This is a genomic window from Clostridium sp. CM039 (assembly GCF_055081075.1).
In genome coordinates, this window is record NZ_CM143649.1 from 1846388 (window position 1) to 1872878 (window position 26491).

19 protein-coding genes and 1 tRNA gene are annotated in these 26491 nt (G+C 31.7%); 3 read left to right on the top strand and 17 right to left on the bottom strand.

The window, feature by feature from the left end; translation table 11 throughout:
- Positions 1 to 34: 34 nt before the first annotated feature.
- The 8 genes from ACWJJ2_RS08765 to ACWJJ2_RS08800 all read right to left on the bottom strand — a co-directional run bounded on the left by ACWJJ2_RS08765 (position 35) and on the right by ACWJJ2_RS08800 (position 13298).
- Positions 35 to 1165: an ABC transporter permease gene (locus tag ACWJJ2_RS08765; RefSeq protein WP_220319989.1), complete on the bottom strand. Its 1131-nt coding sequence runs from the start codon at positions 1163 to 1165 to the stop codon at positions 35 to 37.
- Positions 1143 to 1847: an ABC transporter ATP-binding protein gene (locus tag ACWJJ2_RS08770; protein ID WP_216303118.1), complete on the bottom strand. Its 705-nt coding sequence runs from the start codon at positions 1845 to 1847 to the stop codon at positions 1143 to 1145. Before ACWJJ2_RS08770 ends, ACWJJ2_RS08765 begins: the two co-directional genes overlap by 23 nt.
- A gap of 16 nt (positions 1848 to 1863) precedes the next feature.
- A complete protein-coding gene (locus ACWJJ2_RS08775; protein ID WP_216303119.1) occupies positions 1864 to 3003 on the bottom strand; it encodes an ABC transporter permease in 1140 nt (379 codons plus the stop codon).
- Between the two features lie 126 nt (positions 3004 to 3129).
- The gene (locus ACWJJ2_RS08780) at positions 3130 to 3804 is read right to left on the bottom strand and encodes a response regulator transcription factor (RefSeq protein ID WP_462954265.1); all 675 of its coding nucleotides are present in this window, start codon (positions 3802 to 3804) and stop codon (positions 3130 to 3132) included.
- A gap of 52 nt (positions 3805 to 3856) precedes the next feature.
- On the bottom strand, positions 3857 to 5047 hold the full coding sequence (locus ACWJJ2_RS08785; RefSeq protein ID WP_462954266.1) for a sensor histidine kinase: 1191 nt from the start codon (positions 5045 to 5047) through the stop codon (positions 3857 to 3859).
- Between the two features lie 69 nt (positions 5048 to 5116).
- Complete coding sequence (locus tag ACWJJ2_RS08790; RefSeq protein WP_462954267.1) at positions 5117 to 8368, bottom strand: DEAD/DEAH box helicase; 3252 nt, start codon at positions 8366 to 8368, stop codon at positions 5117 to 5119.
- 143 nt (positions 8369 to 8511) lie between these two features.
- Complete coding sequence (locus ACWJJ2_RS08795; RefSeq protein ID WP_462954268.1) at positions 8512 to 11610, bottom strand: insulinase family protein; 3099 nt, start codon at positions 11608 to 11610, stop codon at positions 8512 to 8514.
- 212 nt (positions 11611 to 11822) lie between these two features.
- A complete protein-coding gene (locus ACWJJ2_RS08800; protein WP_220286513.1) occupies positions 11823 to 13298 on the bottom strand; it encodes a Na+/H+ antiporter NhaC family protein in 1476 nt (491 codons plus the stop codon).
- Positions 13299 to 14042: 744 nt separating this feature from the next.
- Here ACWJJ2_RS08800 and ACWJJ2_RS08805 point away from each other — a divergent pair.
- Together ACWJJ2_RS08805 and ACWJJ2_RS08810 are read left to right on the top strand one after the other, a co-directional pair.
- On the top strand, positions 14043 to 14327 hold the full coding sequence (locus tag ACWJJ2_RS08805) for a hypothetical protein (protein WP_165413114.1): 285 nt from the start codon (positions 14043 to 14045) through the stop codon (positions 14325 to 14327).
- A 45-nt stretch (positions 14328 to 14372) separates the two neighbouring features.
- Complete coding sequence (locus ACWJJ2_RS08810) at positions 14373 to 14951, top strand: NUDIX hydrolase (protein WP_165413113.1); 579 nt, start codon at positions 14373 to 14375, stop codon at positions 14949 to 14951.
- A 68-nt stretch (positions 14952 to 15019) separates the two neighbouring features.
- On the opposite strand, the gene ACWJJ2_RS08815 is transcribed toward ACWJJ2_RS08810, so the two are convergent.
- The 9 genes from ACWJJ2_RS08815 to ACWJJ2_RS08855 all read right to left on the bottom strand — a co-directional run bounded on the left by ACWJJ2_RS08815 (position 15020) and on the right by ACWJJ2_RS08855 (position 24522).
- The gene (locus tag ACWJJ2_RS08815) at positions 15020 to 17242 is read right to left on the bottom strand and encodes a flotillin family protein (protein ID WP_165413112.1); all 2223 of its coding nucleotides are present in this window, start codon (positions 17240 to 17242) and stop codon (positions 15020 to 15022) included.
- Between the two features lie 107 nt (positions 17243 to 17349).
- Positions 17350 to 17426: transfer RNA gene (locus tag ACWJJ2_RS08820), tRNA-Lys, on the bottom strand.
- A gap of 258 nt (positions 17427 to 17684) precedes the next feature.
- The gene (locus ACWJJ2_RS08825; RefSeq protein WP_462954269.1) at positions 17685 to 18245 is read right to left on the bottom strand and encodes a nitroreductase family protein; all 561 of its coding nucleotides are present in this window, start codon (positions 18243 to 18245) and stop codon (positions 17685 to 17687) included.
- A gap of 210 nt (positions 18246 to 18455) precedes the next feature.
- Positions 18456 to 18806, bottom strand: a complete 351-nt coding sequence (locus ACWJJ2_RS08830; protein WP_462954270.1) for a hypothetical protein — start codon at positions 18804 to 18806, stop codon at positions 18456 to 18458.
- 45 nt (positions 18807 to 18851) lie between these two features.
- Positions 18852 to 19820: an ABC transporter ATP-binding protein gene (locus ACWJJ2_RS08835; RefSeq protein ID WP_462954271.1), complete on the bottom strand. Its 969-nt coding sequence runs from the start codon at positions 19818 to 19820 to the stop codon at positions 18852 to 18854.
- Positions 19817 to 20842, bottom strand: coding sequence for an ABC transporter ATP-binding protein (locus ACWJJ2_RS08840; protein WP_216303129.1), 1026 nt, complete (start codon positions 20840 to 20842; stop codon positions 19817 to 19819). Before ACWJJ2_RS08840 ends, ACWJJ2_RS08835 begins: the two co-directional genes overlap by 4 nt.
- 13 nt (positions 20843 to 20855) lie before the next feature.
- The gene (locus ACWJJ2_RS08845) at positions 20856 to 21773 is read right to left on the bottom strand and encodes an ABC transporter permease (RefSeq protein ID WP_216303130.1); all 918 of its coding nucleotides are present in this window, start codon (positions 21771 to 21773) and stop codon (positions 20856 to 20858) included.
- A 15-nt stretch (positions 21774 to 21788) separates the two neighbouring features.
- Positions 21789 to 22745 carry an ABC transporter permease gene (locus tag ACWJJ2_RS08850; protein WP_165413127.1) on the bottom strand — a complete coding sequence of 319 codons (957 nt, stop codon included), beginning with the start codon at positions 22743 to 22745 and terminating at the stop codon, positions 21789 to 21791.
- Between the two features lie 67 nt (positions 22746 to 22812).
- The gene (locus ACWJJ2_RS08855; protein WP_216303131.1) at positions 22813 to 24522 is read right to left on the bottom strand and encodes a peptide ABC transporter substrate-binding protein; all 1710 of its coding nucleotides are present in this window, start codon (positions 24520 to 24522) and stop codon (positions 22813 to 22815) included.
- Between the two features lie 292 nt (positions 24523 to 24814).
- Between ACWJJ2_RS08855 and ACWJJ2_RS08860 the strand changes: the two genes are divergently transcribed.
- Positions 24815 to 26440 carry a methyltransferase gene (locus tag ACWJJ2_RS08860; protein WP_220286518.1) on the top strand — a complete coding sequence of 542 codons (1626 nt, stop codon included), beginning with the start codon at positions 24815 to 24817 and terminating at the stop codon, positions 26438 to 26440.
- Positions 26441 to 26491 lie beyond the last annotated feature (51 nt).

Genomic DNA, 26491 nt, shown 5'->3' on the forward strand with positions numbered 1-26491 from the left:
TTTTGTCATACATAATTATTTACTTTAATATCCCTTAACCTCCAATTACATCAATTGGGTCGGTTTTTCGAAGTTCCTTAATAGGTGCAATTAAACTTAAAAACGATACAATTATTGGTATAAACAGCGCTACCTTTGCACCAGAAATACTCCATAAAGGAATAAATTTACCAGTTGGATAAAGTACAGTTAAATTCAAAATAAAAGTTATAAACGTAGTTAATAGTATTCCACATATATATCCCAGTAAACATACCGTAAAATTTTCCTTCCAAAGTTTAAAATAAAGTGTACTTTTTTTATAACCTATAGCTAATAATACTCCAAATTCGTATTTTCTATTAAGGAAGTTAATGTAATTCAAATTTCCAAGTGATATAAATAGCACTACTATTATTATCATATTAAGCATAAATGATAAACTATTCATTGGTTTAAGAATTTCATCATATTGCTTTGAAACACTGTAATAATCCCTAATCAAAATATTTTTAGGTGTGTCTTTAGATAAATAGTTAATTAAATTTTTATCTTTTATATTTTTAACATGAAACACTATAGAGTTCTTCATTACTGCACTTCTCGGAACATTATCCTTATTATCGCTGACTACTGCAAGCATTACTGGACCATCTGTAATTCCTGACACTTTAAATTTACCTTCTATTCCGTAGCTATCGGATACCTCTGAGCCAATATAATCTCCTGTTTTTAATTCGTTTTGCAGAGCATATTTTTTAGGGATAATGATTTCATTCTTATTGGGCCGTGGAAGTCTACCTTGAATTAGTTTCATATCAAGGGTAGTAATAATCCTTGATATATCTTTTTCATAAAAATTTATCACATCAATAGACATTCCACCCAAAAATCCACTATATTGAAGAAAACCATACTCACCAATTAATGGTACAATATAATCTACATTATTATCATTAGTTATTTTGTCTAAGTAATCTTTGGAAATAGGCTCTTCGCTATTGCTAGCTACTGTTGTGTATTTACTGAAAATATTGGTAGCTGTTATCTTTGTTAGCTCAGTAGCACTTTTATTTATTAGTGAATAAAAATAAATTAGTAAGACACCTACCATTATAGACATTAGTATTGGCAATATTTTAGAAGTATTATTTTTAATATACTTAAAGGGTGATAGCGGATTCATTATATCCCTCCATTCCTCTTTTTTTAATTGAGGTAACAGCGCCATCCCATATATTAATTATATCGTCTGCATTTTCAAGTATGGAAGCATCATGTGTTACAACTATAACTAAGGCATTATTTTTATATTCGTCCAATATCTTCATTACTTCCATTGCACTGGCATGGTCTAAGGATGCAGTAATCTCATCACCAAAAATTACTTTAGGGTCATTTATAAGTGCTCTAGCAATTGCAGCCTTTTGTCTTTGCCCACCGGATAATTGATGAGGCCTTTTATTGGCCAAATGCTCAATGCCAAGCTTTTTTAATAAACCCAACGCCTTTTCTTTTGCAGGAGTACTATTATCATTTATTGGTGTTAATACGTTATCTACTATTGTCATATAATCTATAAGAAAATGTCTTTGAAAAATGAACCCAAAATCTTTACGCCTAAGCCCTGTACTTTTAGAAATAGATAATTCATTAAATTTCACATTATTGTAACTTATGGTTCCCGATGATGGGATTTTTAGTCCTGCTAAGGAATATAGCAATGAACTTTTACCACTACCAGATGGTCCCATTATGCCTATTAATCTATTTCCTTCCAATGAAAGATTAATATTTCTTAAAGCATATGTCTGAACCTCTTTTCCAATATCATATATTAAATTTAGATTTTCCACTTTAAATAACATAATAATTCACTCCTTTTTATATTCCTTCAATCATAACTATAGGATCTAGCTTACTTATCATTCTGTTTACTGGTATTAATGTAAATAGCGTTGTAAATAGTGGTATATAAAGCGCCATTAAAAATGCTTTTGAAGAATAGTGTACTGAAACCCCACCAACGGCTCCAAATGCTCCATTATTAATTAATACAGAAGACAACCATCCAACTATTATCCCTAGAGTAAATCCTAGTAGATTTACAATAAATACTTCCCAAAATACCTTCTTCATTAATTCCACCTTGGTATACCCCATGGCATTTAAAATACCAAGTTCCTGTTTTCTACTAAAAAACTCTACATATTTAGAGCTTCCAGTGGAAATAACCATTACAATAATCGCAAGTATACAAATCATATCTAATGTACGCATTATAGATGCTCCTTTATTATAAAGTTTAATCATTCCACTTAAAGTCATCACTGCTACCCCTTTTTTAGGGAAACTTAGTAGTAGTTTATCCACCTCTTTTATTTTGTTATTCTTTGGAAAAACTAATATGGATTTTTCCGCTGTAATTGCATCATTGGTATTTGTTGTTGCTACATCAGTGTTATAAGGCATAAATGATAAAAACCCGTCGCCTTTAACTATTCCTACCACTGTATACTCACCATTTAAGGCATCATTTTTTTCAATAGAATTTCCAATTTTATCTCCAATCACAACATTTTTATTTTTTGATACTCTATAATCTAGTGCCACTTCTTTATGATTTTCTAGTGGTAGCCTTCCCTCCTTTAATGTAATGTTGTTTTTTTTCATAACATACTCTATATTTTCAGGTCTTATACCTAAAATAAAAGCACTAGTGCTAGCTCCAGGTATAGTATAGACTGTTTCATATGAAACAAATGAAATTATGTTTTCTACATTAGAGTTGTCTTTAAGGATACTCATGATACTTTTTGGTATTGGTTTGTTTTTTCCAATACTTTGCACCGTCATATGATTTTTATATGGGTTTACTTTTAGATCTTGCAGTGAGTCCCCTATAGATTTTACAAATGTCTGAAAAATATATAAAAATGAAACAGCCACTAATATTGATATGGTAGAAGTAATAAGTTTTTTCTTGTTATTTTTGCAATAACTTAAAGCTGATAAAGGTTTCATTTTACTAACTCCTTTCAAAACTAAAATTTATAATTTCTTTAATAAAATACTACCAATTTTAGGAGTAATATAAAAGTAACCCTGGTCACAAAATAAAGTGACCAGGGTTACTTTTTTAATGTATATCTATTCCAAAAGCAAATCCTTAATATATATTGCCGCTGATGTTCTATCAGAAATGCCTATTTTACTATACAGATTACTTACATAGTTTTTTACTGTTCCACCAGATATGTATAGTGAAGATGCAATTTGCTTATTGGTAAAACCCTGAGCTAGCATTTTTGCAATTTCAGTTTCTTTTTCTGAAAGCCCAAAAGAATTTAATAATTTAGCTTCACTATTTTCATTATTTTTTTGATTGTCATTACTGTACTGTTTGACTATTTTACCAGCAAGCACTATAGCAATTTTAGAAGGCAATATAAAAGCACCCTTGTAAGCATCCTTCACTGATTTTATAAGTCCATCCCCCTCTATGTCCTTCAAAATATAACCAGAGGCACCATTGCTTAAAGCTTTAACTATGAATTCTTCATCATCAAAGGTGGTAAGAATGAGTATCACTATATTAGGGAATTTTTCCTTTATTAATTTGGTGCATTGTACTCCATCCATATTTGGCATTCTTATATCCATTAGCACCACCTGAGGTTTAGTTTCAGAGCATAATTCTAATGCCTCCACCCCATCCTTTGCAAGGGCCACTACTTCTATATTTTCCTCTAGTTCAAGTATTGTCTTAAGTCCATCCCTCATAAGGGTTTGATCATCTGCAATTAACACCCTTATCTTGTCCATAAAAGCCTCCCTCGAAAATAAAGCATTCAATATTATTATATTTTCCTAAAAGTTATTGCACGCAGGCTTTAGAATAAGAAAGCGTAATGAGAAGTTCTAATCCCTCTTGCACATCAGAGTTAATGTCAAAGCTTCCTTCTAAGTCGTAAACTCTATCTCTCATAGCCCGAAGCCCAAATCCGTAGTTTAATATACCTGCACCTTCTCCATTATCTTCAAGAGAAAAACATACTTTATCCTCCTTTTTTATAAGTTTAAACAAAAAAGCAGTACTTTTACCATGACGAATCCCATTTGTCAGCCCCTCTAGTAGAGAAGATAAAATTACATTTTTCGCTTCTTTAGTTAAATTTAATGAAGGGTCTATTTCAGTTTTAATTACCACTCCTGAATGTAGCTGGGTATCCTTTATTATCGTATCTAAAGAAGGATAAAACTCCAGTAATTCGTCACCTTTTTCAAGCACCCGCACAGAGGCACGGATATCATTAAGACCCTTTCTCACTTGACTTTGTGCTAGGCAAAGTTTTTCTAGTGATAAATTCGAATTCACCTTCATCAGTCTTTTGCTAGCCTCTATTTCGACTAGTACAGTTGTTAGTGTATGTCCCACTGTATCATGAATTTCCCGTGCGATCTTATTTCTTTCTTTAATAACAGTCATCATCTCTAACTTTTCATATGCATCCTTTAAATTCATATATATGTATTCTTTTTCTAATTTCTCCATAGTTATTTTATTTAAAGAGACTTCAATTATTTCTGCTTGCTTTAATAAATATCTCACAAGGAAAAACATTAAATAAATCATAGAAAAAACTGATAGACTTAAAAGTATTTTCACGATGATTCTTGTAAATTCAAAATTCACCATAATACTTAAATTTATGCAGTAAAGTACAAATGAAAAAATTGAAGCAACTATACCAACTGCTACTTTGAAATTTAGAACAATATCTTCCAACATAAAATAATATAAGCATAAAGATAGATGAGAGCTATCATATATATTAAGTATAAATATGAATATATAATCTATTGCTAAAGAAAAACAACTTAGATTTTTATGATTTTCACTATCATATATGAAAAATACTCTAATTGTGTAAGATGTTAAAAATAAAAAAGTTAAAGTAATAATTAACAATTGATTTTGAGCGTTATAAAGTGCAGTTATTAAAAAAATTGCGGTAAATAGTATATACTTGATAATAAGCAAAATGTCCTTAATCTTATTTTTCATAAAATACCTCATAAATTTTATATAGTATTATTACTCAACTTTACAATAAAAAGGATTTCCATGCAAGTTTTATTCCTTCATTTCAAATAATCCAAATATATCTTCCTCGCTCATTGCTGCAAAGCCTTTGCCTCCGGATAGTTCATCCCCCATAAGCTCTGATATAAGCTTTTTCTTCTCTTCTTGAAGTGACAGAATTTTTTCCTCAATAGTGCCCTTAGCTATAATTTTTATAACACTCACCACATTCTTTTGACCTATTCTATGAGCTCTATCTGTGGCCTGCTCTTCTACTGCTGGATTCCACCAAGGATCAAAGTGAATTACTACATCTGCTGAAGTTAAATTTAGGCCTGTGCCTCCAGCCTTTAAGCTTATTAAAAACACAGAGTTTTCGCCATCATTGAAATCTTTTACCAAATTCATTCTCTTCTCTGAAGTCACCGATCCATCTAAGTAACTAAAAGATATTCCCTCCACTATAAGTCTTTTTTGTATATTCTTAAGAACAGAAGTAAATTGGGAGAAAACAATTACTCTATGTCCCTCATCTATACTCTTATGAAGTTGTTCCACTAAAGCTTCTATTTTTGCGCTACCACCACTATAATCATTCATGAGTACTGTAGGATCTAAACATATTTGTCTTAACTTTGTAATATACGAAAGTATCTCTATTTTACTTTTTTTAAACTCATCATTTTTTACCTTCTTTTCAATAAGTTCCATTGCATGGTTTGCATAGGTTTTATAAACCTTCTTTTGTTCCTGCTCTAAATTTACCAAAAGCGTTTTTTCTATTTTATCAGGTAATTCCTTTAAAACATCTTTTTTTCGACGCCTTAAAATAAAAGGTTTTATAAGCCTATTTAAATCTTCTAATATCTCCGGACTTTCCTTAAGCTTTTTATGATATCTCACGCTAAATCTCTTTTGATCATATAGGTATCCTGGCATTATAAAATCAAATATAGACCACAAATCCATAAGAGAATTTTCTATCGGCGTGCCTGATAGTGCAAATCTTGTCTTCGCCCCTATCTCCTTCACAGCTATTGCATTTTGAGAGTTTGGATTTTTAATGTTCTGAGCTTCATCTAGTATGCAACAATCAAACTCTAATGGTTTGTAGCTTTCCAAGTCCCTCTTTAATAGATTATAGGTAGTTATAATCACATCATAATTTGCTATACTATTTATTATTTCTTCTCTCGCATCCTTTAACCCATTAACCGCAGCAACCTTTAACCTAGGTGCAAACTTTTCAAGTTCACTTATCCAGTTATATATTAGGGATGTAGGCGCTACAATTAAAGTCTTACTCCCCTTACTCGCTAATATAAAAGTAATAGCTTGAATGGTTTTACCAAGACCCATTTCGTCTCCTAAAATTCCACCAAACCCTAAATAATCTAAGGTTTTAAACCAATTATATCCGATTTTTTGATACTCTCTTAATTTCCCCTTGAAACCAACTGGTTCTTTAAAATTCAATTTCTCAATGTCCTTAATCTTATCTCTTACTTCTTTTAATTCTTTTTTTCCTTTTATATATCTAATGTTATTTTCCTTTAAATAACCATCTAGGAAAATGCCTTTACTATTAGATATTTCAATATGATTATTGTAACTATCAGATGATGTAATCACATCCAAAAGCTTTAAGAATTTATTAAGCTCTAATTCCTCCAAATCGAGATACTCACCATTTTTCAGCTTATAATATTTAAGATTATTTCTAAAAGCTCTTAGTATATTTGTAGTTTCTCGTGGCTCAATATCCCCTATTTTGAAATCCATTTCAAAATAATTATACTTTCCGCTTTTAATATCTCCACTAATACCCTTAGCACCTAATGATTTTATACCTTTAAAGTTTTCGGAGTAATATACTTCCCCTATTTCTTGAAGTCTCGCAATATCACTTTTAAAAAATTTGAATATATAGTCCTCTCCCTTTGAAAAATAAAACTTATTTTTTATTTCCTGAAAACCTAAGACTTTTAAAACCGAAGTAACTTGGGCTTCCTCTTTAGAATCCCTATATATTATTTTTTCTGCGCAATCCTCAAAGATATTAAACTCAAAATTTCCATACTTCACCTTTAATGTTAGAGTAATATCTTTCCCCTCCTGATTAAAGTAGAAATTAAACTGACTTTTACACATTACTATTTTATCTTTTATAGTCTTAGATAAGACAACATTCGGTGACAATAAATTAAGATCTGGAATTAGCCGCCTTAATATGTTTTCCTCCTCGAGGTTTGTCATAGTTACGACCTTTGCCTCATTAAAAACTTGAAGGTACGGACTTATCTTATAACAAAACTCATAATCTGGAAGATATATATTGGTACCATACAAAAAAACATCATTCTTAGATCCTAAAGATGCTGGCATTCCACTTGAAGATTTGAGCACATAATTATCCTTTATTATTTTCAAATCAAAATCTAGGGGTGGAGCCTCATATAAAATTTCTGTATCCACAGGTCTATAAAAAAAGCCATCATTTAAATAGACTCTATGCTTAATTATAATTTCGAAAAATTCCCTGGTTAGATATTTAGGAATATTTATGTTTTTTCCATCTACATACCGGTCTTCACGTCTGTTAACGTACCTTCGAGTTCCCTCAATCGTCTTTAACATTTCAATAAAATCAATAATCCTTTTATCCTTTGTGGACATTTTTTGATTTTCCATATTAAAAGTAAAATTTTTGCTATAGTTTATAGGAATATTATTATAATACCCTAATAAAAAGTGATTGATATCCTTTAAAACATAAAGATTACTTGCACTCATAGAACTTAACCCTATTTTAAACTCAGCTGTAAGGTCGCTAGTCCACTGATTTTTATTTATGTACACCTCTATTTTAATTTCTTCTTTATGTCTTTCATCGCCCAAAAGCATAGATAGTACATTACTACTATTTTTAAATGTACTTGGATTCATAACATCATCTTCCCTTAAAAGTGGGTGACTTGATAAATCCTCTAATGCTTTATAAAATGTTGCTACTAAATGTTTGCAACAATAATTTTCTTTTTTAAACTCATTGCTTTCAAAATTAGAACAGCTACAGAATGTAGTAAAAATACTTCTCCGAACTGCATCCATCTCAATTTTCGTGTGATATTCATTAAAAAGTTTCTCTGAAATCACATTGCCATCTATACATATTAATTTATCTTCATTTGTAATATTTATAGAAGAAACCAAATCATTATTAAGGACCCTTTGCCCACTGGCATGATTTTTACCACTGGTTCCTTCATTAAATATTTGTAATATCATATCTTCTTTCAACATATTTTCTCCCTAGTTCTTAAGTTTTATAATCTTTTAATTATACCATAAACACAGAAAGAACATAAAACTTGCGCTTTATGTTCTTTTCTAAATGTATACTGCAATTTAAAGCATATTTAATCATCCGCTGCGGAGCTGAAATATTAATGTTTAGCCTTCTTAATAGGTACTATAATCCTATCGAATAAATCTTTATTTTGATTTACTTTAGTTTCACTACCAACAACGCAGTGTAATTTCTGTTTTTTTATAGTATCCAACAGATCCGCGAAGTTTCTTATGTCACCCGCGGTAGTCGATAACACTTCATCACGTAGCTTTTGAATATCAGCTTGAGTAGTTCCTGTAAAATACATATTGTCCCCCATTAGACCTTTAGAAGATGGCCCTGCTAAAGAATCCATACTTCCTATCGTTCCTATTATATAATTAGTCATATCCTTTTCACTTGCTTTAAAGTTTTTTAAAAATTTTAAAGCATCATCAAATGTGTTTAATGTCTCCTTTAAATTTGGATCGCGGTAAGAATAGAACAATACCTCGTCCTTTGTAAAACTCATAGCCCCACCGTATGCACCGCCTTTCACTCTAACTTCCTGCCATAAATAATCACTATTTAAAATATTTTCAAGAACCTTCATATGTCCATTATAGTTGTACCCTGCTTTTTTAAAACAACCAGCCTTAACCACATATTGCACTTGAGATGGAATTACAAAAGCCTCATTCTTTTTCGAAAAATCAAACTCATATTTCTGCTTAGGAAATTTTTTATCCTTAATTCTTTCTCCTAATTTATTAAGACTAACAACAAAGTCTTCATAATTTTTTTCATCTCCAGTGTAACTTACAACCAAGTCCTCTTTGTTAAATACAATATCTTTAACATCATTTAAATTTTTTACCGTTTCTTCAAATTTCACATCAAAGTTATCATCCAAATCACAAATAAAATCATAGTAAGGCAAATAATCCAAATCAGTATACTTACCACTATATGATAAATAGGACAATGCACGTTTTATTGCAATTCGGTTACCTTCATTAACAAACATAGATTCATAATTTACTCTTATTTTTTTAATTAAATCTTTCATCCGTTCCTTATCATCAAACTTACTATGATTCATTATTTCATCTAATAGTTCCAAAGAATTTGGTAATGCATTATTAATAGAATTTACTGAAACACTCATTTTAGGAGAGTATTTATTACTATCAGTATTATTTTTAAATGATGTTGAATTAAAGGCAATTCCCCCGGTATACTTCATCATTTTATTTGAAAGTTGCATAATATTATATTTTTCAGTACTAACATTTCCTAAAACACTCGCAAGTAATTTCAAATATAATACTTTGTTTTGAGGAACCTTTGAACTGTCAAAATATAAATTAGAATAAGTAATTCCATCAGTGAACATAGGATGACTTAATACTTTTATACCTCCTTCTAGTTTTTCTATTGTTGGAATTTCTTCCGATTTTAAATTTAAATCGTTAAGAGTAAGTGTTGGTATTTTCGATAATTTTTCTTTTGAATCTGATGTTCCCTGCCATTTTTTTAATTCTTCTGCGTCTTTTTTAATTGTAGCTAATTCAATTTGCGATAGTGATTTTTTATACTCTGAAAGTTTCTTTTTTACCATTTCTTCTTTTATTTCATTTAATCCACTAGAAGGTTTTAAAACAACTAATGAATTATTTTTATTATCCAATAAATATTTTTGTACTAACTTTTCAAAATACCCATCGGATATTTTAGATTTTATTTTATTAAGTGCTGGGGTAATCTCTAGATATTCTGTAGGGCTCACATCATAATTCCAGCAATTTAAAGCTGAAGACATATAATTCATACCTCTGTTAGCATCCGAATTTTGAGTACGCAAACTTAGTTCTACAGCACTGAATACTGAATTTACTAATTCTTTATCAAACCCCTCTTTTACCACTTGTTTTAAGGAATCATCAACAAGACCTTTAAATTTATATTTCTCTGATTCATTTGCATTGGTAGCAATTATACTGAAAGTTGGTTGCTTAGTTGAGGGGTTAAAACTTGCATAGACATCCCCTCCAATCCCATTATTTAATAATGATTTCCTTAGAGGTGAAGTTTTAGTATTCAAAAGAATCTCTTGCAATATTTGAAAACCTAAAATATTTTCTACATCTGTTACCTTATCGATCATATAATTAGATGATAAGTACGTCATATCTGCTGTACCTACACCTTTAGCCACAGGATATAAAGCTGTTTTTTCAACCTTTTTTTCATTTTCATAAGGTTTCTGTAATTTAATTTTACTATCCACTGTTGTTTTTTTAAGTTTACTTAGATAATTATCATTCATAAATTTCAATGTATGTTCAATATCCAATTTTCCATATAAATATATAGAGCTATTTGATGGAACATAATATTTTTTATATGTTTCGATAAATTTGTCGTAGGTTAGGTCAGGAATATTATCTGGCTTACCTCCCGATTCAAAACTGTATGAATTTTCATTAAAAAGCGATTGATTAATAGTATTAGATAATATTACCTCTGGAGAAGAGTTATTCCCTTTCATTTCATTGTATACTATTCCATTATAATGTAACTCTCCTGTCTTACTATTAACCTCGTAATGCCACCCTTCTTGTTTAAGTATTTTAGGATTTTTAGATATATTTGGATAAAACACTGCATCCATGTATACACCCATCAAATTATCAAAATCCTTTTCATTCTTACTTGCTACTGGATACATTGTAAAATCCGGTCCTGTAAACGCATTTATAAATGTACTTAATGATTGCTTAGTCATAATTAAAAATGGGTCTTTAACAGGATACTTCTTTGAACCGCATAAAACTGAATGCTCAATAATGTGGTTAACACCAGTATTATCATTCACTGGAGTACGGAAACTTATTGAAAATACTTTGTTTTCATCCTCATTCTGTAAATAAATCAGTTTAGCCCCACTTTTAATATGCTTAAATATCATGGCAGTTGAGTGTACATCGGGAAGCCATTTTTTAGACTCTAACTTAAAGCCTGATATACTTTTTCCTGTTTTCAACTCTTCCCTATCACTTATAACTGACAATGAATTATTTAATTGTGCCTGCTTCGTTTTCGCAACTTGCGCACCTAGTGCGACTTGTGTACCATGTACAACATTACTGAAGCTATTAAATAATAATCCAATTGCTACCAATATAGAAGTTATTTTTGTGAACCTCTTCATTTGATTCCCCCTTAACTATAAAATTTATAATAATATTATAATTTTTTATGTTATAAGTAGTATGTTTTATTTACAACATTCAATGCATCAATTATTGTATATCCTAAATTTAACTTAGAAATAATCAAAAAATAACTATAAGATTAAAATTTTACAATAAAAAAGAAGCTCACTTTTCAGTGAGCTTTTTATAAAGATATGTTTATTTACTTTTATGCAGAACGTTCTTCTTTTACTTCCTCTTCTACATTTTTCTTTAATCTTACATCAGGTTCCCTTGGCAATTTGAAATGTGGTATAAATCTATCCCAACCTGTTATTGTAAGAACTAATAATGAAAATACTGCTACCATAGCCATAAAGTTATATTTTATTATATCAATTGGAGCAAATTTGTATAATGGATAAACTGCAGAGGCTATCCCTACATAAAATCCGATATATACGTGCCATGGAATAAGCTGAGATCCAAATACTCCAAGAGAACTTCCAAAAGTAGCATTTCTAAGCCGTAGCGTATATAAGTCTTCTTCACTACCTTCCACGTTGTCTTCAAGAAGATTTTTAATTATTGGTCCAACTGTTACGATTTGAGCCATTTCATCTGCTAATGCTGCATTCCCAAGAATTGAAAGCATCCCGTTCCAAAACATAAGTTGTTTTACGTTGCATGACATTTTTGAAACCAATCTTGACAATGGTGCAAATGCATTTATTTTACCCATTATACCTGCAAAAGCTCCAATCCACATCATCATTACTATAACCCATGAACCTGCATCTGCGAACCCTTTTTTCATTAATTCTAAAAATTGAGGTATGTCTGTTATTGTTCCAGCTGTTAATCCAAGGATTAACGATGTTATTATTCCAAGTCCTAAACAAGCAAGTGTTGGCATTCCCTTTACCGCAACTACAAGTACTACCAATAGTGGAATAATCATGTAAACTGGAACTCCGGTTTTAACTTGATTTAATAGTACTACTGCTGATGGTTTAGCTACTTCAAGGGATTTCCACACACTTTCTGGGATTTGATCTATTGCTTGGGATGAACTTCCAACTATAGTTGGAAGGTTCATTGACACACTTACAAAGTAGAAAATACCTGCCGTTATTACTAACGTTATAAGAGCCCATACACCTTGATGTTTTATTCTATCAGTGACATCAACACTTTGAATACCAGAACTTACAACAGTTGTATCTGAAATAAGTCCTATATTATCTCCAAAGCAAGCTCCTCCTGCAATAGCAGCTGTAGTAAGCATTATATTTCCACCTGTTATATGATTTAGCCATAGGAAAATTGGAGCACAAGCTGCAAATGTTCCCCATGAAGATCCTGTTGCAATTGACAGAACAGCTGTTACTGAAAGGCCTGTAAGCGCTACTGTTCTACCCGTTATTCCAAGCGTAAGTGCTAAATTAATTATCGCAGCTCCAACACCTGTTGACATAAACGCTTCTGCTAGTGCATATGCTAGCATTAGTATAAAAAAAACTAATTGCATTTCTTTTACGTTCTCCACAGCAGAATCAACAATATCATTAAATTTGAACTTACAAGTTATTGCCGCTATTATAGCTGCATAAATTACTGAAATTGGAGCTGCAATTAATGCATCCATTCTGGACATCATCAATCCCGCCATTAAAAATACTGGTGATAGTTTTAATAAACTCATTAAACATATATGCTACTCAAAATATGGTCAAATATATTCACTAATAAATTAATAATTTCATTTACGCAGTTTTTTTAATATATATACAATTATAAATTAAATTTTCGTACGTTAATAATTACTGTTGAATAATTTGAGAGTAGCTCCCCCTTTCGATATTTTTTTAAAACTTCAACAAAATTTCAAAATAAAAATTATGTCTTAAATTTTGATAAAGAGTTAATTTTTCTTATGTAATTTTTGATCATACACATTAGTGTGTCATTTTAAACTTCCATATTTCCTTGAAAGTTTTCTTTGATTAGCTATTAGATTTCTAATATAATTTCACATTGCATAAATCATTAAAATTTTTTCATTTCTTTGTATGTATAACGATTACATTGCAAGTTATAAAAAATAAATATATAACGATTACACCGTAAGTTACAAAAAATAAATAACGTAAATATAAGTTTTAACTTGATTGATTTGATCACAAAACAAGCATAAAAGTATAACTTATTTCATCATATACGATTTTTTTACAATTTTTTTATTCCACTACAAACAGTATATAATACTATTTAATATAAATCAATCGAATTTATTTAAATTGAACATTTAGCTATTAATTGTAACTTCTCTATTGAATATTGGTAAAATATTTCATATATTTCTTAATGATTACTTCTTCCTTTATTTGTTTTTATTCATTCAAAGTGCTACTATTAATTTATATACATTAATTAAGGAGGAATTAAAATGAACACAATGAAAGAATTTACTTTTGAACCTCGTTATTTGAGTTTAGCTGTCATAAATGATGTCAATGTAGGAAATAAAATATTGAATGAGCTTATTATAGATGACGAAAGTTGTTTAGGGCATAGACAGGTAGGTAGTAGAAGCTATCACATTTTCTATTTCAAAAATGATCGCTTTTCGGTTTATTATCATAAAGGCGGAGTAGACGCAATGTACTCCTCTAAATCACTAGATGCCGTTTTAGATTATGTGAATAATTTAAAATCAGAGGATTTTGAGTAACCTAATATAGATAGCATAAAATGAAGTATTACTGGAGATGAAATAATGAGTATAAAAAACATTACAACACTAGCAGATACAAAGTATTTAAAACTTTATAATGCAGAGTATACCAATAAAAGTGGAGAACCTAGAAATTGGTCCATAGCTTCTAGAAAAGATTTAGCTACATTAAAAAATAACTATTTTAATGGCGCAGAGGACAATATAGACGCTGTTATAATTGTAGCTACTCATGTAGCTCAAAATAAATTAGTGGTTATAAAGCAATTTAGGGTTCCTCTTAATAATTATGTTTATGAAATCCCAGCTGGACTTATAGATTGTGGAGAGGATTTTAAAACTACTGTAAGCCGCGAGCTAAAAGAAGAAACCGGCCTTGATTTGATTCAAATTGATTATGATAAGACCAAATCTAAGGCGTATATATCTACAGGTATGACAGACGAGTCTGCTGCCTTAGTGTATTGTACTTGCTCAGGCGAAATATCAAAAGATTATTTAGAACCAGATGAGGATATTGAAGTTATGTTATTATCCAAGGAAGAAGCTAGTATTTTAATCAGTTCTAATGAGAAGATAGATATTAAGGCTTTTCTTGCAATACAAAACTTTATAGGTTAGATGTTGTTAAATAAAAAAGCCATCAGAATAAATTAATTTATTCTGATGGTTTTTTTACATTAGTTTCTTTATTGTTTTATTACATCTTTAGCATTTACATTATCTATATCTTTAGGCATCACTACACTTTTATCATTTGCCATATTTGCAAGCACCATACTCATTATACCTTCCATTGCATTAGGTGTTTTCCCATCAGTTCCACCCATTATTATGGTTTGTGGTACTAGTGGAGATTTACTTATTTTTAACGCCTCTGCAAATGCTATCATAACGCTTTGCCTAACTTGTAAATCTGGGCCGCCATATGCCTCAACTAAAGCCCTCGCCGCTGTCCCCTTTGCGATACCTACCTTTGTTTCTTGCTCAGCAGTAGCATCTGCAACTGCTTTAATATTTAGTGCTGTTGCTTTACCTACTGTTTCAAGTTTGAATGATTCTGCTCTTGCCGCAAGTTCCACTTGTTTAGCATTAGCACCCGCAGTTAATTCAATAGTTTTGGCTTGTGCCGCTGCCTGGGCTTCTCTAGTATATCTTTCAGCATCAGCTTCTTGAGTTCTCTTATATTTGTCCGCTTCGGAAAGTTTCTGCGTTTTTAGTGCTAACTGTTCTGCCAATCTCAATTCAGATTTACCCTTATTATCCGCTACCTCTATGTCAATACTTGATTGCGTAAGAGCTGACTGTGCTGTTGCTTTTGCCTGAGCTTCATTTAATTCTCTTTGCTTTTCAGCAGATTTTTGTTTAGCTTCATTGGTCTTAATCTCTTCCATAGCTACTTGTCTATCTCTTAGCTGTGCAAGAATTTTTTCAATTCTTGTATCACTAGCAGAAGCTGCCGGTGTTCCAATTAATACTTCTTGTAGCTCTAAATCATATAGTTTAAACTTCTCTTTCATTTCATCTGATGCCTGCTTCTGAATTTCACTTCTATCTTGAACTAATTGTATAAGAGTCTTAGTTTGCCCAATATTCTTGAAGTAACCAGCTATCATTGGGTCAAGCGATTGTTCAATAAGCATTTTAATATCCCCAAACCTTTGTATAACTGATGATGCTTTTCTATAATCGATGTTAAATACTACGGTTAGTGGTAGATTAGGCTCGAAGGCATCCTTAGTTATTAAACTAATCTCTTTTAAATTATCATCTAACTTGTGCACTCCACTTTGACCAGTAATCCATTTTAATATTACATTAGTAGTAGGAACTGGTACAACTTTACCTGCATAAGTATTAAATGCATACTTTCCTGGCATCATGGAATCTCTCCAAATACCTTTTTTGCCTTGCTCTACAAGTTCTCCATGAGAATAACCCGTACCTGAAACATCCTCCCCTTTATCACCAAAATAACTTACCACAACCCCTACATAACCAATATCTATTATACTTTTAGGTACTATATCAACACTTGCAAACATTCTATTAATGAAGTAAACTCCATCCGTAAGTACTTGCATCTGCTTACCTTTTCTGCCATCTGCAGCTAAAAACTTTTCTGGCTCTTGGAAGTTATTGTGATAGAACTCATTATTTATACTCTCACCAACAATAGGTGCTATAATTGCTCCATTGTCCGGTGTAGGCCCCTCATTGATAGTTACAATACCTATAGTATCAAGGTTACCGTCCTTATTCCTTCCTTTATTATATGAGGCTTCCATTTCACTACCATCATTCTGCTGAGTGTATTGCTCCGTAGTTTTTGAACTTGATATAATTACAGGATTAAACCCACCTTCTCTAGCTAAGTCACTTCGCATTGTTTCTATTTGTGCCGTCTCATCTTTTGACGTAAATATAGAGTGTACCTTGTCTTTCGTGATTATAATAAATTGTGCCAAGTTAAATGCATAAGTACCCTCACGAAGAATATGTCTCTGTGGACCTTTTTGTCCACCATTATTCAAAAATGCCACAACATCTTGAAATGACTTACTTTGTGGTATAACCTTACCTAAAGTTTGACCATCCCCTAAACTTTCCCCTGACCTTGAAAATACATAAGCTATTTGACCTTGTGGTATAGTTACGAGCCTTACCTTCTTAACCTTATACTTGAAAGGCGTTTTGAAGTGAACACCAGCCCTTAGTACTTCTGGTTGATAACCTGCTTCTCCCTTTAGTGCTATAAGACTATCGGCCGGCACTGAGCCGCTTAAACTCCACCACTTCTCGACAATCCCTACCTCATCTGTTCCTATGCTTGTAAATCCTATGCCATAAGCAATTAAAATTAATGATACTACAACTATACCTACTGTAATTAACACGGTGTATGAACCCATAATTTCCCCCTTGTATAATTTATATTTTATTGTATTATATGTTAATATTTTAAAATTAGTCTATATAAAAAGAAACATCAAGATCACAAGATCTTGATGTTTCTTTATGGTGCTCCATCAGGGAATCGAACCCTGGACACCCTGATTAAGAGTCAGGTACTCTAACCAGCTGAGCTAATGAAGCATGTCCGACAACATCTTTATTATATATTGTTTTTACGTGTTTGTAAAGACTTATTTTATAAAACTAATAGATAACTAGTTATTTATTAGTTTTATAAGAATAGTAAATCCTATATATCACTACTATATTAACTATATTATTTATATTAACACTAAAATTCATAATTTTTACTTATAATCGTGAAGTTTCCTGTTTCCTATGCAAAAATTCATCAGAATTAATTTAGTCTGATGAATTTTTTGAAGGTGCCTTATATCATTATTTTATATAATTTACTGTATTTTCTTTTCTTACTGGCGCATTAGTTATCTCAATTTTTTTATATCCAAGGCAAAATGCATGTATTTGTCTAAATCCTTCTGGTATTTCAAGCTCCTTAACAAACTCTGCGCCTTCTTCGCTATTTAATAGATGTGCAATAAGACCAATCCAACAGGTACCAATTTCTAATGATTCTGCTGCTATAAGCATATTTTCTACTGCCACTGCGCAATCAACTGGGGCAGACTGTATACTTTTGTCTCCTGAAACTAATACTACTGTTGGTGCATTGTAAAACACATGAAATTTTTCATTATCACCAAACCTTCTAATATATTCATTATCAGATTTTTTAGCAATTTCTTTAAAAGCATCACTTAATCTGTCTATAATATCTTTTCTTTGTATTATCGTAAAATGCCATGGCTGCGTATTATTAGCACTCGGTGCATAAATACCTGCATCTATTATATCTGTCACATGTGCTCCATTAACTTGTTCTGGTAAAAACGCCCTTGTGCTTCTTCTATTTCTTATGTTTTTTAAAGTTTCATTCATTTTAAAGTCCTCCGTTTACTTATTTTTTTGAATACACCGCATTGTAAAGCCTTTTAATAACAGTATAATACCCTATTTGCCCTACATAAAACAAACATTTATTTTTATTGTCATTAGTTATAATAATACTACTGTATTAGTTTAATGTAAGTACGCACTTTTACAACATATAGTCACTAAAATAATACCATCATTATATTTAAGCTAACCCTACAGATAATATCTTATATTATCAATTACAATTCCAGAAACCAGAATCATGATATTTATAATAAGTAATACATTAACAAAGTTTATAACCTGAAATCTTTCTTTCCACTGCTTATCATTTCTAAGCGATCTTCTTGCGTTTCTCTTTAATATAAAGCCAGAATAAACAATTAAGCCAAGGCCTCCTACAATGAATAATGTACTACGTACAATTTCTAGTGTGACTTTAGTTCCACCGTGTTTTACTAAAATAGCTCCTAATATAGATATTAATATTAATATTAGAGATATTATTAATCCCAATATTATTGATTTAATAATATCCTTAATAAAAATTGAAATTTTGTCCATATGGTTATCCTCCCCTATACATTTATATTAAAATGACAAATCATTTTAATATAAATGGCAAGCTACAAAATGATTTGGAGCTACTTCTTTAAGAAGTGGTGTTTGCTCACTACATAAGGAAGTAGCATAGCTACATCTTGTCTTAAATCTACATCCAATTGGAGGATTTATTGGGCTTGGAACCTCATCTTTAAGCATTATCTTTTCCCTTGTTCTTTCAAGTCTTGGGTCAGGAATTGGAATTGCTGATAAAAGAGCTTTAGTATATGGATGAAGAGGATTTTTATAAAGCTCTCCACTCTCTGTAATTTCAGCTATAACACCTAGATACATAACAGCTACTCTGTCAGACATATGTTTAACCATTGAAAGATCATGGGCAATAAATAAATAAGTAAGTCCCATTTCTCTCTGAAGTTTAATAAGAAGATTTACAACCTGCGCCTGTATGGAAACATCAAGGGCTGATATAGGTTCATCGCACATTATAAATTTAGGTTCAACAGCTAATGCTCTTGCTATCCCTATTCTTTGTCTTTGTCCACCTGAGAACTCATGAACAAATCTATTACTATGTTCTTTATTAAGCCCAACTAGTTGTAAAAGATTCTGAATTCTATCTGTTCTATCTTTACCATTAGCCGCAATCTTATGGATATCAATTCCCTCTGCTATTATGTCTCCAACTGTCATTCTTGGATCTAATGATGCATATGGATCTTGAAAAATTGTTTGTACTTCTTTGTAAAATGCTTTCTTTTCAACCCCCTGTATTTTATGAACATCCCTTCCCTTATATAGGACACTACCGGAAGTTTTATTGTACATTCCTATACAAGTTCTACCACAAGTAGTCTTCCCGCAGCCAGATTCCCCAACAAGGCCTAAAGTTTCACCTTCTCTTATTACAAAACTCACATCATCAACTGCTTTTAAAACTGCATTTTTTCCTACATCAAAATATTTCTTTAAATTCTTAACTTCTAATACTACATCTTTTTTGTTTTCTGTCATTGTAACTCACCCCCACCAACTTCAAAAGGTAGATTTAACTTTGGAGCCATTTCATGATGAAGCCAACAAGATGCCCTATGTTCTCCTCCAAATTTGTATGTAGGAGGTTCCTTTGTTAAACATATCTTCATACAATATATACATCTTTGTGCAAATCCACAGCCCTTTGGAGGACAAACCATGTCAGGTGGTGTGCCTTTAATAGCTACTAATCTTTCCTTATTTTCAAGATCTAATCTTGGCACTGCTTTAAGTAATGCCCAAGTATAAGGATGCTTAGGGTTGTAGAATATTTCCTCAGAATTCCCTCCTTCAACTACCTTGCCAGCGTACATAACAAATATCCTGTTAGCTAGGTCAGCAACCACTCCAAGGTCATGAGTAATTAGTATAACCGATGTTCCTAGCTTTTGTTGAAGACTTTTAATTATATCTATAATCTGTGCTTGTATTGTAACGTCTAATGCTGTGGTTGGCTCGTCAGCTATTATCATGCTTGGATTACATGCAAGGGCTATAGCAATCATAACTCTTTGCCTCATACCACCTGAAAATTCATGTGGATATTGATTAAGTCTTCTATCCGCATTAGGAATTCCAACAAGTTCTAACATTTTTAAAGCCTCTTTTAAAGCCTCACTCTTATTCATTCCTCTGTGAATTATTAAATTTTCTGCGATTTGGTTGCCAACTTTCATAGTTGGATTTAAGGCTGTTAAAGCATCTTGAAAAATCATACTACATTGCTCACCCCTAAAATCTTGCCACTGCTTCTCAGTAAATTTTAATATATTTTCACCTTTATATATAATTTCACTACCTTCTTTAACAACTCCTTGTGGTGATTGTATTAATCCCATTATTGCCTTAGAAGTAACAGTTTTACCACATCCTGATTCTCCAACTATTGCTATACATTCTCCTTTATCTATGTCAAAGGACATTCCTCTTACCGCTTGTACTTCACCGGCATAAGTATTATATGATACTTTTAAATTTTTAACTTCTATTAGCTTTTCCATAGCTTTCCTCCTACTATTGACGAAGTTTTGGATCAAGTGCATCTCTTAAGCCATCACCAAACAAATTAAATACTAACACCGTTAAACAAATTGCAAATGTTGGAAAAAATAATTGATATGGATAAAAAGCCATTGCACTTTGTCCATAGGATATAAGTACACCCCAGCTTGTATTTGGAGCCTGAAGTCCGAGTCCTAAAAAGCTTAGTCCTGCTTCTGCAAATATATATCCCGGTATGCTAGTTGCAATAGTTAATATCAATACTCCTATTGTATTTGGAATTAAATGTTTTATTATAACTCTTACCGGCGAAGCGCCTAATGCCTCAGCTGCAAGTATATATTCATTTTCCCTAAGTTGCATCAACTGCCCTCTTATCATTCTTGATGTACCACACCATGATGTAATGGTCAATGCAATAATTAAAGTTGTAATACTATTACCTAAAACTACCATTATTAGTATTGTTAAAAGTAATGATGGGATACTAGTTAATACCTCTATAATTCTCATCATAACCTCATCTATCCATCCGCCAAAGTAAGCCATTACACCGCCGTATAAGCATCCAACAATTATTTGTATGCCTGTTGCAATCAACCCTATTGCAATGGATACTCTACCACCATACCAAATTCTTGCGAATAAATCTCTTCCTAATGCATCAGTTCCAAACCAATATTCACTACAGGGTGATATATTTTTTTTGCTTCCATTAACCGTCTTGAAATCCTTTCCATTTATATACGGACCAAAAATAACCATTAATATTAATACTATTAATATCACTAACGATATCATTGCAATAGGATTTTTTTTAAGTCTTCTCCAAGCATCCTGCCAGTATGTTATATTGGGTCTTGTTATCATATCAGCATTTTGCTGTTCACAATCAATTAATTCAAACTCTTCTTTTTTAAATTTTGTCATTGATAACTCCCCCCTTTATTTTTTACCACCTGTAAGTCTTATTCTTGGATCAACAACTGTATACAATATATCGGACATAAATATACACAATATATACATAGCCGTAGTTAATATTGTTTGTCCCATAATTATCGGAAGATCTAGTCCTTGAACTGCTCCTATATAATAAAGCCCCAGTCCCGGAATAGAAAATACTCTTTCAATAAAAAATGATCCCGTTATACACATTACAATAGTCATAGGAAGAAATGTAACTATTGGTATCATTGAGTTTCTCATTATATGCTTAGATATTAATCTTTTAGTTGATAATCCTTTAGATTTTGCAGTTAATACATAATCTTGATTAATAACATCAAGCATAGAAGTTTTTAAAAGTCTTGAATAATGTGCAATATAGCCAAAACATCCTGCTAATGTAGGTAGAACTGTATACTCCCATCCACCCAGCCACAAATCTTTACCTTTAGGCCATCCTATTACTGGAAACCACCCAAGATCTCCTGCAAACCATTTTTGAAGTAGTAATGCAAATACAAAGGATGGTATAGAAATAAGAAAAACAGCACTGGTTATTACGGTGTAGTCAATCCATGTACCTCTTTTCATAGCTGCAAGAATCCCCAGCATAATTCCAATAACCATTCCCAGTACCATTTGTTGTATTCCAAGCCTTGCAGATGCTGGTAGCTTGTCTTTTATTATACTTCCCATAGTTTGTCCAGGATAAACTATGGATTCACCAAAGTCGCCTCTTAACATACCCGTAATACACTTAACATATCTTTCACCAACCGGTTTATCATATCCGTATTTTATATAAACTTGTTCTTTTATATTTGTTGGTAATTTTTCCACTCTTGAAATTAGTGGATCACCTGGCACCGCTTGCAATAAAAAAAATGTAGCTGTTGCTATTATAAAAAGCGTGAGTAACATTTCCCCAAATCTTCTAATAGTATAATGAATCATGAAACTCTCTCCTTTTTTATAACGCGCAGGGCTCGCAATGAGCTCCTGTGCATTATTATTATGATTACTATTTTCTACCAGAAGTGTATGCCCATCTCCATTCATAAGTAGCTCCAAAATGAGGACTCATAAAATCTTTAACATAATTTTGTGAAAATCTCCTTGTATCTAGATAATAAATTGGAGCTAAAGCAACGTCATCTTTAACTAGCATCGCTTCAAGTTTTTGATATTTTTTCACTCTATTTGCAGGGTCTATCTCAGTTTCAAGATCTTTAATTATCTTATTATACTCTGGGTTATTATATTTAATTTTGTTATTGTCACCTTCACTAGCAAATACTTCAAAAAAGTTTATTGGATCATCGAAATCTGCTCCCCATCCACCGTAGCAAGCATCCCATTTTCTATCTTTTTTAGCTTGCTCTAAAAGTGGAGCAGTTCCAAATACTTCTACAGATAAATCTATTCCTAAATTCGTTTTGAATTGTTGCTGCCACCATTCATTTTTTTGTTTTGCAGCTGAGGAATCTCCCGAAGTAACATATTTAATCTTTATCTTGCTTAAATCTTTATTTACCCCAAGCTCTTTAAGTCCTTCTTTAAATAATGCTTGAAGTTTTTCAGGCTTGTTTACATACTCAGTTGCTAAATCTTTTAATGGTTCCTTAACTTCATCTCTATATACATCTTTACCTGATTGTAATGACTTTGGAATCCACCCATAGGCTGGAGAATATCTACTCAAAAGTGTATTTATATAGTCTTCTCTATCAAATGCTAATGACATTGCAAGTCTTATCTTTTTATTTGACATTAATCCACTTGGTCCACCATCATTGTTGAAGGCTAAATACCCAGTAGATGCTTTGTCCCCTTCTGCAAATTGAAATTTCCCTGCCTTTGCTTCGTCTTGCCACTTCTTAACATACTCTTGACTACATCCAGTAACGTCTAGCTGTGAACTCTCAAATAATTGAGCTTGGGTTGAGAATTCTGGAATTGCATTCATCTCTGCCGTTTTAATGAATACGTTATCAGCATCCCAATAGGTAGGATTCTTTTCAAATGTCATGCTGTTATTCTTTACCCATTCCTTTATTTTATAAGGTCCACAATAAACCTGGTTTGCAATGTCTGTTTTCCAGTTCTCTCCACCTTTTTTTATAACATCAAGTCTTATTGGTCCAAAATTGACAAACGGTAATTTCTTTTCAAAATATGGTGTAGGTTTAACTAAATTTATAACCAATGTCTTATCATCTTTTGCCACTACCCCAACATCTTCAGACTTTCCAGTACCCTTATTGAAATCTTCAGCACCTTTTATTTCATAGGCATAGTAAGCATATGAAAAGGCATTCTCCTTTTTCAACAATCTTTGGAATGAATCCACGTATTGCTGAGCCGTAACTGGCACTCCATCGCTCCATTTATAATCTCTTAAGTGAAAAGTCCAAGTTAATCCATCCTTAGATGTTTCCCAGCTTTCAGCTCCTGCTGGTTCAATTTTGTCCTTCCCATCTACAACCTTTATTCTTGCTAACCCTTCTTGCATTTCATTTATTATTGTGAAAGAATCTACATCCGATGCTTCATTTGGATCTAGGGTCAAAGGTTCAATAAATACTAACTTTAAATGTTGATCATCATCTTTTTTAGTACTAGTATTCGTTGAAACTGTTGCTTTGTCTTTTTTGCATCCCACTAGGCCTGTTGCAACCGTTAACATCATTGTTGATGTCAGCAGCAAACTAAGTATCCTTTTTGTTTTCACTAAATAATCCCCCCTAAATATTAATAATTTCTATATAGACCTTATACTAAGTATAAGGGAATATATCCTTAACATTTTGGTGTTTTAATTCTTGTTTTATCCAATAAATCTTTATTGTTGACATTAATAGTATATGTATGTATTTTATATTATATTAATCTATAATTTGGTAATTTGCAATATATTTAAATATTTAAAATTACCCATCACACTAAAAAAATAAATGTATGATATAATTGTATTTAATAGATTAATTATAATTTAATAAATTTAAGCATAAGAGGTGTAACAAATGATAGAAAATACTGATAAGATATCAAGTTTAATAGAAAATCTAAAAACTTCAGATGATAAACAGAGATCTGCTATAATAAATAAACTTTCTCTAGATTATAACAATGCAATTCCCATGTTATGGTCAAAAATAATAACTGAGGATGATCCAAGAGGAATACTTTCCGTTTTAAGGGATATTTTAAAAAAGGAAAAGCCAAAAGGAATGTTCAAAAGAACTATTGGTAATTCAAAAGAAAAACTTAGCGCTCTTCTTTCTCATTCAGATCCAAAGGTACGAAAGAATGTATGTGGCGTTATTGGAGAACTCGCAGACCCTGTGTATTTAGAAGCTTTATATAATGCCTATAACGCTGAGGATAAATTATTTGTAAGATACTCCTACGTACTTGCAATCGGGAACTGCGGCAGTGCAAATGACGCAGAAAAGTTAAAGAGAATGTTTGAAGATGTAGTAACAAATGAAAAAGCTTGTCAAGAAAATGACTCACTAGTAACAACTAATAAGCATATTAATGAGGAAAAGCTTGCACTAACAAGAGCCATAGATAAATTGTCTCCTACAGCGCGCCATGAGTTTAAAGGATTTGAAAGTCCTGTACCTATGCTGCTCACTGTTATGAATTATCAGTATCAGCTTACTTTAAAGGAGCTAGATGATAAATGGATTGATGGTAGACTTGTAGATGACGGTATACTTATCTGCGAGAAGGATTTAGATAAGATTTACACCTGCAGGACCTTTTATGAACTTTTGTATCCTTTAGCTGAGTGTGAAGATTTAGACTTTGATTATAAGGTAATAGCTGATGCAATTATAAATGCAAATTTTGTAGATTTTTTAAATCAGTGCCATGATAATGATTCTAATGATCCTTTTGGGTATAGAGTTGAATTTAAAACTATGGATTCTAATAGAGAACGGTCAGAGTTTGTAAAAAACCTATCTAGAGAATTAGATGAACTTTCTTGTGGAAACTTAAGAAATAGCCCTTCCTCATATGAAGTTGAAATTCGAATACTTGAAAGAAATAATCTCTGCAGTGTATTTGTCAAACTGTATTCTGTAAAGGATAATAGATTTGACTATAGAAAAAACGACTTAGCTACATCCATAAATCCTGTAACTGCGGCTATTGCAATAAAATCAATAGAAAAATGGCTAGACCCTAGTGCTAAAGTTATAGACCCCTTTTGTGGCGCTGGAACAATGCTTATTGAAAGAGCTAAATTAGAAGAATTTGGATCCTTAACAGGAGTTGATATATTTAGAACAGCTATAAACGCTGCAACAATAAATTCTAAATTAGCTAATGTGGATATAGACCTTATAGCTGAAGATATATTAGAATTTGTGCCTTACGGCCAATTTGATGAGATGATAACAAATATGCCTTTTGACAATAAGTCCACCACCCATAATAAGTACGCGGATTTGTATAGTGCATTTGTAAATAAAATCCCTGATTTTATAAGACCAGGAGGAATGGCATTTGTTTATACAATAGAAAAGCAATTATTTAGGGAAGTTCTGCTGGATAATGATAAGCTTGAATTACTTCAAGAGATAAAAATTGAAAGTGGTAGGCTTACACCTCATGTATTTGTGCTAAAAGTAAAATAATGCACATGAAATACATAATGAGTCTAATGTACTTATAAAAGAAATAGATAC